Source organism: Sphingomonas sp. MMS24-J13 (assembly GCF_044905095.1).
In the GTDB taxonomy this organism is placed as follows: domain Bacteria; phylum Pseudomonadota; class Alphaproteobacteria; order Sphingomonadales; family Sphingomonadaceae; genus Sphingomonas_I.
Genome location: NZ_CP173258.1, coordinates 890,711 through 902,085, shown reverse-complemented (window position 1 = coordinate 902,085; position 11,375 = coordinate 890,711). Strand labels below are relative to the sequence as shown.

Genomic DNA, 11,375 nt, shown 5'->3' with positions numbered 1-11,375 from the left:
CCGGCAACTGTCCGGAGACGGACAGACTGCGACGACCTCATCGTTTGACAAAGCCGGCCAAAATTCGCATGGGCCGCGTCCCGCTGGCCCGATGGCGGAGTGGTTACGCAGAGGACTGCAAATCCTTGCACGCCGGTTCGATTCCGGCTCGGGCCTCCAGGCGGCTGATTTGCGACAAGCGCGCTATCGGTCGCTGTTGCCGGTGATCGTCGTCTTGCCGCCCTTGAGGGTCAGGGTCAGTCCAGTTCCCGGCGGATTTTTCACTGGCGATCCACCAACGCCCAAGTGCGGCGGCTCGCCCTTCGCCAGCCGTGCCTCATCCCGGCGGCCGAGTTCATCCGGTAAGGGCAACCGATCGGCCGACCCGCCACGGCCGTCGGCCGCGCATACCACCACCTCGCCCTCCTCAGGCCGCTGACAGGGTTTCGGGGGTGCGGCGGGCGCATAGTTGCTGCGATAGCGTGCCATGGCCGCCTGCGCCGGGGTAGCCACTGTCTTAGCGGGCAAAGCAGGACCCGCGACATCCGCAGCGACGGCCGGTCCCGCCAGCATCACCAGAATGACAGCCCACCGCATCGGCAAACCATGCCATCGAGCATTGTCGTTTGCTAGCGTGCCGTCCGTGCCAACATCCGTCCGTCGCGAAATAAAATTACCGATTATGCGATTTTCGTATAATTTAAATTGTTGCCTGCCCCGGATAGCCCTCCTATAGCGCCCGCCATGCCTGTCTATCGCTCACGCACCACCACCCATGGCCGTAACATGGCCGGAGCCCGCGGCCTCTGGCGCGCGACCGGCATGAAGGATTCCGATTTCGGCAAGCCGATCATCGCAGTCTGCAACAGCTTCACCCAGTTCGTGCCGGGCCATGTTCATCTCAAGGATCTGGGCCAGTTGGTCGCGCGCGAGATCGAGGCGGCGGGCGGCGTCGCCAAGGAATTCAACACGATCGCGGTCGATGACGGCATCGCCATGGGCCATGGCGGCATGCTCTATTCGCTGCCGAGCCGCGAACTGATCGCCGACAGCGTCGAATATATGGTCAACGCGCATTGTGCCGACGCGATGGTGTGCATCTCCAACTGCGACAAGATCACGCCCGGCATGCTGATGGCCGCGATGCGCCTCAATATCCCCGCCGTGTTCGTCTCGGGCGGGCCGATGGAGGCCGGCAAGGTCGTGTTGAAGGGCAAGGAGGTCGCGCTCGATCTGATCGACGCGATGGTCGCCGCCGCCGACGACACGATGTCCGATGAGGACGTGCAGACGATCGAGCGTTCGGCCTGCCCCACCTGCGGAAGCTGCTCGGGCATGTTCACCGCCAATTCGATGAACTGCCTGACCGAGGCGCTGGGGCTTTCGCTGCCCGGCAACGGATCGGTGCTGGCAACGCACAGCGATCGCGAACGCCTGTTCCGCGAGGCCGGGCATCTGATCGTCGATCTCGCCAAGCGTTATTACGAGCAGGACGATGCGACGGCGCTGCCCCGCAACATCGCCACCTTCGCCGCGTTCGAAAATGCGATGAGCCTCGATATCGCGATGGGCGGATCGACCAACACGGTGCTCCATCTGCTGGCCGCCGCGCAGGAGGGCGAGGTCGATTTCACGATGGCGGATATCGACCGTCTGTCCCGCCGCGTCCCCTGCCTGTGCAAGGTCGCTCCGGCCAAGTCCGACGTGCATATGGAAGATGTCCACCGTGCCGGCGGGATCATGGCGATCCTCGGCGAACTCGATCGCGCCGGACTGATCGATGCCGACCAGCCGACCGTTCACAGCGGTACGATGCGCGAGGCGCTGGGCCGCTGGGATGTGACGCAGACCGATTCGGACGAGGTCCGCAAATTCTACCGCGCCGCGCCGGGCGGCGTGCCCACGCAGGTCGCCTTTAGCCAGTCGGCGCGCTGGGAGGAACTCGATCTCGATCGCGCCGGCGGCGTGATCCGTGCGCAGCCCGACGCCTTCAGCCAGGATGGCGGGTTGGCTGTCCTGTTCGGCAATCTCGCGCCCGAGGGCTGCATCGTGAAGACCGCCGGCGTCGACGATTCCATCCTCAAATTCCACGGCAAGGCGATCGTCTATGAGAGCCAGGACGCCGCGGTCGCCGGCATCCTCGGCAACCAGGTCGAGGCCGGCCATGTCGTCGTGATCCGTTACGAAGGCCCCAAGGGCGGCCCGGGCATGCAGGAAATGCTCTACCCGACCAGCTATCTGAAATCGAAGGGGCTCGGCAAAGCCTGCGCCTTGCTGACCGATGGCCGCTTCTCGGGCGGCACATCGGGACTCTCCATCGGCCACGCCTCGCCCGAGGCGGCCGAAGGGGGGCTGATCGCTTTGGTCGAGCATGGCGACCCGATCGAGATCGACATCCCCAACCGCACGATCCATCTCGCCGTCGACGATGCGACGCTGGCGGCGCGGCGCGCGGAGATGGAAGCGCGCGGCGACAAAGCGTGGAAGCCGCTCGGTCGCAAGCGCGAGGTATCGAAGGCGCTGCAGGCTTATGCCTTGCTGGCGGGCAATGCCGCCAAGGGCGCAATCCGGGTTTTGCCGAGCTGAGGACTCCATCTCCCGCGGAAGGCAGGAGAGGATAATTGGGGCGATTTATGACGGGCCGTTAACCAGCGCCCGCCTATAGCTGCGATAGCAAAACTTCCTCCGCACGCGCAGAATCATCTCGTTCCGTCCCCGATCCGGACAGCCCTTTGTCACAGAAGAGTCATCGACTGCCGATACCGCGCTTGTAGCGGCCGCAGCGTCGCAACTCTCTCCAGGGGACTACCATGTTCAAGAAGTTCGTCGTGGGCGTCGGCATCCTTGCCCTCGCCACCTCTGCCGTTGCTGCCGACATTGCTGGCGCTGGCGCGACTTTCCCCGCACCGATCTACGCCAAGTGGGCGGAAACCTATAAGGCTCAGACCGGCGTCGGTCTGAACTATCAGGCGATCGGCTCGGGCGGCGGCATCAAGCAGATCAAGGCCAAGACGGTCGATTTCGGCGCGTCCGACAAGCCGCTCAAGCCCGATGAACTCGCGGCTGCCGGCCTTTATCAGTTCCCGACGGTCGTCGGCGGCGTCGTGCCCGTCATGAACCTGCCCGGCATCCGCCCCGGCCAGATTCAGCTGACCGGCGCGCTGCTCGGCGACATCTTCCTCGGCAAGATCACGCGCTGGAATGCGCCCGAGATCGCCGCGATCAACAAGGGCGTGCCGCTCCCGGCGCTGCCGATCACCGTCGTGCACCGTTCGGACGGCTCGGGCACCAGCTTCCTCTTCACCTCCTATCTGGCGATGAAGAACCCGGCCTGGGCGAGCCAGGTTGGCGCGAGCGACTCGGTCCAGTGGCCGACCGGCCTCGGCGGCAAGGGCAATGACGGCGTCGCCGCCTTCGTGAAGCAGACCGCCGGCGCGATCGGCTATGTCGAATATGCTTATGCCAAGCAGAACAATTCGACCTACGCCAACATGCAGAACAAGGCCGGCAAGTTCGTCGCCCCCAACGCTGCCGCCTTCTCCGCTGCCGCGGGCTCGGCCAACTGGCTGCGTTCGCCCGGCAACTACATCCTGTTGCTCGATCAGCCGAGCCCGGCCGCCTGGCCGATCACCGGCGCCACCTTCATTCTGGTCTACCGCAATCAGGAAAACGCCGCGTCGGGCGCGCAGGTCCTGAAGTTCTTCGATTGGGCCTACAGCAAGGGCGACGCGCAGGCTGCCAGCCTCGATTACGTGCCGTTGCCTGCGAACGTGAAGGGCCTGCTCAAGAAGCAGTGGGCGCGCTCGGTCACGGCCGGCGGCAAGCCGGTCTACGAAGCCAAGTAAGCGTTTCGATCACATTGCCCCTGCAGGACGGCTGGCGAATGCCGTTTTGACGGCCAGCTTGCAGGGGCCCGTGTCTCTATAATCGGAGTGTCACTCGTGAAGCCAGAGTCATGGGTTCCCGCACACGCGGGGGCGGTGGGTTAACGATATATGACCACTGATACTTACTCTTCCGCCATTTCGTCGCCGCGCGGCGCTCCGGCCGGGCATGCGCTGGGCGAAGTGGTCTTCCGCTTCGCCTGCACGGCGGCGGCAACCTTGCTGCTGGCAGCGCTGGCCGGCGTCGTCGTCAGCCTGTTCATCGGCGGCCTGCCCGCTTTCAAGCAATTCGGCTTCGGCTTCCTGACCTCGACCACCTGGAACCCGGTGAGCGAAGTCTATGGCGCGGCCGGGCCGATTGCCGGCACGCTGATCACCGCCTTTCTCTCGCTGATCATCGCCTTGCCGCTGGCACTCGGCGTATCGGTGTTCCTGGTGGAATTCTGCCCGGTAAAGCTCTCCCGCCCGATTGCGGTCGCGGTCGAGCTGCTCGCCGGCATTCCCTCGATCGTCTATGGCATGTGGGGCCTGTTCGTGCTCGCCCCCTGGTTCGCAAAGAACGTCCAGCTTCCCATCGCCATGCACGCGACCCCGGGCGGCTGGATCGATAAATTCTTTGCCGGCACTCCCAACGGCGCCAACATCTTCACCGCCTCGCTGATCCTCGCGATCATGATCCTGCCTTACATGGCGGCGGTCTTCCGCGAATTGTTCATGACCGTTCCGCCGCAGGTGCGCGAGGCCGCCTACGGCCTGGGCTGCACCCCGTTCGAGGTGATCAAGTCGGTCGTGATCCCCTATGTCCGCCGCGGCATGATCGGCGTCGTGATGCTCGGCCTCGGCCGTGCGCTCGGCGAGACGATGGCGGTGACCTTCATCATCGGCAACGCGCATGGCTTTCCCCATTCGCTGTTCGACAGCGGATCGACGATCGCATCGACCGTCGCCAACGAATTCGCCGAAGCGACGAGCGAGATGCATAGCGCCGCGCTGGTCGCGCTCGGCTTCCTGCTGTTCGTCATCACCTTCGCGGTGCTGGCGGTTGCCCGGATCCTGCTGCGCGAGGAGAAAATCTAATGTCCCGCGCTACCAACCGCCGCCTCGCCAACAGCGTCTTCGTCGTCCTGTGCGGGATCGCCACGGTGATTGCGCTCGGAGCGCTCGTGCTGATCCTGTGGACCTTGTTCAGCAAGGGCATCGGCGGACTCGACGTGATGATCTTCACGCATGACCAGCCCGCCCCCGGCTCGCCCGGCGGTCTGCGCAATGCCATCGTCGGGTCGCTCATCATGTGCGGGCTCGGCATGGCGATCGCTCTGGTGGTCGGCATCCTCGCCGGCACCTGGCTCGCCGAATATGGCGCCGGCACCAAATATGGCATGGTCATCCGCTTCCTGAACGACGTGCTGATCTCGGCACCGTCGATCCTGATCGGCCTGTTCGTCTATGAGATGCTGGTCGCGCCGTTCCATGGCTTCTCCGGCTATGCCGGCGCGGTGGCCCTCGCCTTCCTAGCCACGCCGATCGTCGTGCGCACGACCGAGGATATATTGAGCCTCCAGCCCGGCGCGCTGCGCGAAGCCGGTATGGCGCTGGGCGCCAGCCGCGCCTTCGTGATCCGCCGGATCATCTGGAAATCGGCGCGCACCGGCCTGCTCACCGCCGGCCTGCTGGGCTTCGCCCGCATCTCGGGCGAGACCGCGCCGTTGCTGTTCACCAGCCTAGGCAACCAATTCTACAACGCCAATCCGTCGCAGCCGATGGCCAGCCTGCCCACCACCATCTTCCAGTTCGCGCTTTCTGCCTATGACGATTGGCAGCGGCTGGCCTGGGTGGGTGCGCTGCTGATCGCCCTTGCCGTCCTCGCCATCAACATCATCGGGCGCTACCTCGCCCGGGAGACGCATCGACCATGACCGATACCGCCGTGATGTCGCCCCCGTCGAGTTCGGACGGCGAAGAACAGTTCATGACGCCCCCCGCCGGCCCGCTGGTGCTGGAATCGAAGAACCTCGAATTCTTCTATGGCGCGAACCGGGCGCTGCATGGCGTGGATCTTCCGATCGAGCGCAACGCGATCACCGCGCTGATCGGGCCCTCGGGCTGCGGCAAATCGACCCTGCTGCGCGCGCTCAACCGCATCTACGGCCTCTATCCGGGCCAGCGCGCCGAAGGCGAGATCCTGCTCGACGGCGTCGACATGCTCAAGGGCGGCGATCCGGCGGCGCTGCGCGCGCGCGTCGGCATGGTGTTCCAGAAGCCGACGCCCTTCCCCATGTCGATCTACGACAATGTCGCCTTCGGGGTGCGCCTCTACCACAAGCGCACCAAGGCGCAGATGGACGAGATCGTCGAACGCGCGCTGACACGCGCGGCCTTGTGGGATGAGGTCAAGAACAAGCTGCACACGTCAGGCCTCGGCCTGTCGGGCGGTCAGCAGCAGCGCCTGTGTGTCGCCCGCGGCATCGCGGTGGAGCCCGAAGTGCTTTTGCTCGACGAACCCGCCAGCGCACTCGATCCGGTCTCGACCGCCAAGCTCGAGCAGACCTTGTCAGAGCTGAAGCGCGATCTGACGATCGTGATCGTCACCCATAACCTGCAGCAGGCGACGCGTATCTCGGATTATACCGGCTTTATGTTCCTCGGCCGGATGATCGAGTTCGGGCCGACCGAGGCGCTTTTCTCCAACCCGCGCTCGCGCCGCACCCGCGATTATGTGACCGGCCGTTTCGGCTGAGCTCGCTTTTTTCGATCGAATTGGGGCGGGCGCGGCAAAAACCGCGTCCGCCCTGTTGATTCCAAGGATGTGACGATCCCATTACGCCGCGTTGGATGCCACGCATCACGGGGGGATGGATGACCGCACTGCATGAGCTTCCGCCGGCACCGGCGCCGCTGCCGCGCTGCCTCGGCGTGCTTGGCCTGCTGTTTTTGACCCTGTCGGCGACGACGCCCGCCTCGTCGGTGTTCGTGATCGTGCCCGGTATGCTTCAGGTCGCCGGCACCGGCACGCTCTGGGCCTTCATCGTCGCCGGGCTGGTCTGCGTCGCAACCGCCTATGTCTATGCCGAACTGTCCTCCGCCTTTCCCGTTGCGGGCGGCGAATATGTGATGGTGGCGCGCACGCTCGGGCCGCTACCGGGCTTCGTGATCCTCGGCATCAACGTCTTCAACAATATCCTTTTCCCGCCGGTCATCGGACTCGGCGTCAGTGCGGTGCTGAGTTCGGTCATTCCGGGTCTTCCCCAGATCCCGACCGCGATCGTCGTCGTAGGCGGCTCGACCTTGTTCGGCCTGCTCAACATTCGCGTGAACGCACTCGTCACCGGCCTGTTCATGATCGTCGAGGTGATCGCGCTGGGGGTCGTGATTGCGCTGGGACTGGCCGAGCCGGTCCGATCAATACTGCCATTGCTGACCCATCCGACGATGCTCGCCGAGGGAGCGATGGCGCCCACGTCGCTCTCTGCCATCGGACTCGCCACCACGGTCGCGATCTTCGCGCTCAACGGCTATGGCATGGCGGTCTATTTCGGCGAGGAGATGCACGACGCACACCGCAAGATCGCGCGCGTCATCCTCACCTCCTTCGGCCTGTCGCTGACGCTCGAACTGGTGCCGATCCTTGCCGTCCTGATCGGCGCGCCCGATCTCAAGGCGCTGTTTTCGAACAGCGATCCGTTCGGGCTCTTCGTCACCCTGCGCGGCGGCACCTTGCTCTCGCAGGCGGTGGCGATCGGGGTAGTGATCTCGATCGTCAACGCGGCGATCGTCACCGTGCTCGCGTCGGCGCGCTTCTTCTGGTGCACCGGGCGCGATGCGGTATGGGGCTATCGGTTCGACATCTTCATCGGCGCGATCCACCCCAAATGGGGCAGCCCGTGGGTCGCCAACCTGGTGGTCGGCGGGGTCGGCATCGCCTGTTGCTTCATCAGCCTCGAATTCCTGCTGATCCTCAATGGCGGCGGATTGATCGTGACCTATGCCGCGATCGCTGTGGCCGCGATCGCAGGCCGGCGGAATGGGGCGACGAGCCATGCGCCATACAAGATGCCGTTGTTCCCGATCGCGCCGGCATTCGTTCTGCTCGCCCTGGTGGGCGTCGTCTATGCGAACATGCTCGATCCGCTGCAGGGCCGGCCGGGCATGATCGCGACCGCCGCACAGATCGTAGGGGCAATGGCGTATTATTGGGTGCTGACCCAGCGCAGAGGCGCGTGGATCGTGCGGGATCCGGTACCGGAGTAGATCCTGTGCATCTCACTGGGGAGGATCTTAGAGGTTCAGCAGCGCCGGATCCCCACCCTGGGCGGTGATGTTCACCGAGAGCGCACGCTCGGTCGCGAAGCGCAGCAGCGAATGCGGCCCGCCCGCCTTCGGACCGGTGCCGGACAGGCCCTCGCCGCCGAAAGGCTGCACCCCCACGACCGCGCCGATGATCGATCGGTTGACGTAGACATTTCCCGCCGGAACCAGCTCGCGCACCTCCTCGGTAAAGCGCTCAATCCGACTGTGCACGCCCAGGGTCAGCCCATAGCGCCGCGCTGCGAGCTTGCCGGCGACCGTCGCCAGAGCCTCGGGATCGTAGCGATAGATGTGGAGGATCGGTCCGAACACCTCGCGCTCAAGGAAATCGGGGCGCGGCACCTCGGCGATGACCGGCCCGAAATAGGTGCCCTTCGTACCCCACACACCCGGATCGAGCCGGCGGACGATCTTCGCCTCGCGCTCCAGCCGCGCGACATGCGCCTCCAGATTGGCGCGGGCTTCCTCGTCGATCACCGGGCCGATATCGGTAGCGGGATCAGCCGGATCGCCGATCACCAACGCATCGAGCGCGCCCGACAATGTCGCGATCAATTCATCGGCGCTGTCATTGGGCACGAACAGCACCCGCAGCGCTGAACATCTTTGCCCGGCCGATCCCACCGCCGACAGGATCACGTCATCGACCACCTGTTCCTTGAGCGCGGTCGTATCGACGAACATGCCGTTGAGCCCGCCGGTCTCGGCGATGAAGGGCAAGATCGGGCCGTCGCGATCGGCGATCTGGCGATTGATCGCGCGGGCGGTATCGGTGCCGCCGGTAAAGGCGATGCCATCGATTCCGGGATGACCGCACAAGGCCGCACCGACCGTGGCGCCATCGCCGGGCAGCAATGCCAGCAGATCGGGATCGAGTCCCGCTTTGTGGTAGAGCCGAACGGCTTCGGCCGCGACGAACGGGGTTTGCTCGGCCGGCTTGGCGAGCACGGCATTCCCTGCAGCAAGCGCCGCCGCAATCTGCCCGGTGAAGATGGCGAGCGGGAAGTTCCACGGCGAGATGCAGACGAACACCCCGCGGCCGCGCAGTTCGAGCTGGTTGGTCTCGCCGACCGGGCCGGGCAAGCTCTCGAGACCCGCAAACTGCTTCTCGGCCAGCGTGGCATAATAGCGGCAGAAATCGACCGCCTCGCGCACTTCGGCGACGCCATCGTTGAGCGTCTTGCCACCCTCGCGCGCCAGCAGGGCCACGAAACGATCCATCTCGGCTTCGAGCGCATCGCCCATCGCACGCAATGTCCGTGCGCGCTCGGGGCCGCCGATCGCGTCCCACTCGGGCTGGGCACGCCGGGCGCCTCTGACCGCCTCGTCGATTTCGGCGGCAGTCGCTTCCGAGACTCCGCCAATCAGGATCGATCGATCGACCGGACTGGTAAGCGGCCTGGCCCCCGTGCCCTTGAGCAGCTTCCCGCCGACGATCGGTCCCGCCGTGAGCGTCTCGGTGGCGATGCCGGTGGCTGCACGGGCAGCGCGTTCACGCTCCGCCAGGATCGAATAATCGCGCCCCAGTGGGTTGCGGCGCGAAGGACCGTAAATGTCGGCCGGTATCGGGATGCGTGGATGCGCGAACGGCCGCGCCTCGACCGCGGCGATCGGATCGGCGACCACGTCCTCCGCCGGCACCCGCTCGTTGAGCAAGGCGTGGACGAAGCTGGTGTTGGCGCCATTCTCCAGCAGCCTGCGTACCAGATAGGGCAGCAACTCCTCATGCCCGCCGACCGGCGCATAAGCGCGCAGCACCGTATTCCCGAGCGAGGCGGCCTTGTAGAGCGCTTCGCCCATGCCGTGCAGCCGCTGATGCTCGATCCGCGTGCCCTTGCGCTGCGCCATCAGCCGCACCGCCGCCAGGGTGTGCGCATTATGCGTCGCGAATTGCGGATAGAGGCTCGGTGAGGCCGCGATCAGCGCGTCGGCGCAGGCCAGATAGGACAGATCGGTCGCGGGCTTGGTCGTGAAGACGGGATAGCCGGGCCGGCCCGCCACCTGCGCCTTCTTGATCTCGCTATCCCAATAGGCGCCCTTGACCAGCCGGACCATGATCCGCCGGCCGCTCGCCTCGGCCAGCCGGCGCAGATGCTCGATGACCGTGAGGCCGCGCTTCTGATAGGCCTGCACCACCACGCCGAGCCCGGTCCAGCTCCCCAGTTCGGGCTCGCGCACCAGCCGGTCGACCAGCTTGAGCGAAAGGACGAGCCGGTCCGCCTCCTCGGCATCGATCGCGAAGTTGAGATCGTGATGCGCCGCGATCAGCGCGAGCCTTTTGATGCGCGGATAGAGCTCCGCCCACACCCGCGCTTCCTGCACCGCTTCATAGCGCGGCGAGAGCGCCGAAAGCTTGACCGAAACGCCGTGGCCGTCCTCGGGCTTGGTCCCGGCAATCCGGGCGCAGCCGACCGCCTCGATCGCGTGGGCATAGATGGTTTCGTAGCGATCGGCATCGGCGGCCGTGCGCGCGCCCTCGCCCAGCATATCGAACGAGCAGAGGTAATTTTCGCGGCGCGCCCGGGCCAGTGCGGCCTCGATCGTGCGGCCGAGCACGAACTGCTCGCCCATCATCCGCACTGCCGCGCCGACGGCCTGGCGGATCACCGGCTCGCCCACCCGCGCGGTCAGACGCTTCAAAAATCCGCCAAGATCACTCTTTGCTTCATCATCGACATCAACCAGTTTGCCGGTCAGCATCAACCCCCAGGTCGATGCATTGACGAACAGGCTCTCCGACTGGCCAAGATGGCTCGCCCAATCGGCCGATCCGATCTTCTCGGCGATCAGCCGATCGCGCGTTTCGGAATCGGGGGTCCGCAACAACGCCTCGGCAAGGCACATCAAAGCCAGCCCCTCGCGCGTGCCGAGCGAGAATTGCTGGAGAAAGCTCTCGACCACGCCCTGCTTTTGCGCCGATGATCGTGCGCCGCGGACCATCGCCGCAGCATCGCGCTCCACCTTGCGGCGTTCCTCCGTCGAGAGCGGTTGACGAGCCAGCAACGCGCGGACTGAATTGGCCTCGTCGCGATATTTGAGGTCGTCGATCCGGTCCCAATCGATTGCGGTCATTACTGCTCCAGAGGCTTCATCATGTGTTAAAGGCTATCTGGGGATTGCAACATTGACATTCCACGGCAAGTGCCATCGCCGAAGCGGTAATCCGCAGAGGCTTTCCTCCCACCACGGGCAGATATGAACGAGCAT

The 11,375-nt window shown here is 65.2% G+C and carries 8 protein-coding genes and 1 tRNA gene; 7 read left to right on the top strand and 2 right to left on the bottom strand.

Going from position 1 to position 11,375, the window contains the following annotated elements; translation table 11 throughout:
- Window positions 1-85: 85 nt before the first annotated feature.
- Window positions 86-159 (top strand) — tRNA-Cys (locus tag AB4Z44_RS04290).
- Between the two features lie 24 nt (window positions 160-183).
- Here AB4Z44_RS04290 and AB4Z44_RS04285 read toward each other — a convergent pair.
- Window positions 184-576 (bottom strand): hypothetical protein, encoded by a 393-nt coding sequence (locus AB4Z44_RS04285; RefSeq protein WP_404712831.1) that lies wholly within the window; start codon window positions 574-576, stop codon window positions 184-186.
- A gap of 147 nt (window positions 577-723) precedes the next feature.
- Here AB4Z44_RS04285 and ilvD point away from each other — a divergent pair, with 147 nt between their 5' ends.
- The 6 genes from ilvD (at window position 724) to AB4Z44_RS04255 (ending at window position 8,111) form a co-directional block, all read left to right on the top strand.
- Complete coding sequence (ilvD, locus tag AB4Z44_RS04280) at window positions 724-2,565, top strand: dihydroxy-acid dehydratase (RefSeq protein ID WP_404712830.1); 1,842 nt, start codon at window positions 724-726, stop codon at window positions 2,563-2,565.
- 224 nt (window positions 2,566-2,789) lie between these two features.
- Entirely contained in the window at window positions 2,790-3,824 is a 1,035-nt protein-coding gene (gene pstS, locus AB4Z44_RS04275; protein ID WP_404712829.1) for a phosphate ABC transporter substrate-binding protein PstS, read from the top strand.
- A gap of 150 nt (window positions 3,825-3,974) precedes the next feature.
- Entirely contained in the window at window positions 3,975-4,940 is a 966-nt protein-coding gene (pstC, locus tag AB4Z44_RS04270; protein WP_404712828.1) for a phosphate ABC transporter permease subunit PstC, read from the top strand.
- The gene (gene pstA, locus AB4Z44_RS04265; RefSeq protein ID WP_404712827.1) at window positions 4,940-5,779 is read left to right on the top strand and encodes a phosphate ABC transporter permease PstA; all 840 of its coding nucleotides are present in this window, start codon (window positions 4,940-4,942) and stop codon (window positions 5,777-5,779) included. The genes pstC and pstA overlap by 1 nt, the downstream gene beginning before the upstream one ends.
- Window positions 5,780-5,790: 11 nt before the next feature.
- Window positions 5,791-6,600 carry a phosphate ABC transporter ATP-binding protein PstB gene (pstB, locus tag AB4Z44_RS04260; protein ID WP_404714352.1) on the top strand — a complete coding sequence of 270 codons (810 nt, stop codon included), beginning with the start codon at window positions 5,791-5,793 and terminating at the stop codon, window positions 6,598-6,600.
- A gap of 119 nt (window positions 6,601-6,719) precedes the next feature.
- A complete protein-coding gene (locus AB4Z44_RS04255) occupies window positions 6,720-8,111 on the top strand; it encodes an APC family permease (RefSeq protein ID WP_404712826.1) in 1,392 nt (463 codons plus the stop codon).
- Window positions 8,112-8,138: 27 nt separating this feature from the next.
- Here AB4Z44_RS04255 and putA read toward each other — a convergent pair whose 3' ends face one another.
- Window positions 8,139-11,240: a bifunctional proline dehydrogenase/L-glutamate gamma-semialdehyde dehydrogenase PutA gene (putA, locus tag AB4Z44_RS04250; protein ID WP_404712825.1), complete on the bottom strand. Its 3,102-nt coding sequence runs from the start codon at window positions 11,238-11,240 to the stop codon at window positions 8,139-8,141.
- Between the last annotated feature and the right edge of the window lie 135 nt (window positions 11,241-11,375).

Coding starts and splice junctions, on each gene's coding strand:
- ilvD (WP_404712830.1), top strand. CDS start 724: ATGCCTGTCTATCGCTCACGCACCACCACCCATGGCCGTAACATGGCC.
- pstS (WP_404712829.1), top strand. CDS start 2,790: ATGTTCAAGAAGTTCGTCGTGGGCGTCGGCATCCTTGCCCTCGCCACC.
- AB4Z44_RS04285 (WP_404712831.1), bottom strand. CDS start 576: ATGCGGTGGGCTGTCATTCTGGTGATGCTGGCGGGACCGGCCGTCGCT.
- putA (WP_404712825.1), bottom strand. CDS start 11,240: ATGACCGCAATCGATTGGGACCGGATCGACGACCTCAAATATCGCGAC.
- pstC (WP_404712828.1), top strand. CDS start 3,975: ATGACCACTGATACTTACTCTTCCGCCATTTCGTCGCCGCGCGGCGCT.
- pstA (WP_404712827.1), top strand. CDS start 4,940: ATGTCCCGCGCTACCAACCGCCGCCTCGCCAACAGCGTCTTCGTCGTC.
- AB4Z44_RS04255 (WP_404712826.1), top strand. CDS start 6,720: ATGACCGCACTGCATGAGCTTCCGCCGGCACCGGCGCCGCTGCCGCGC.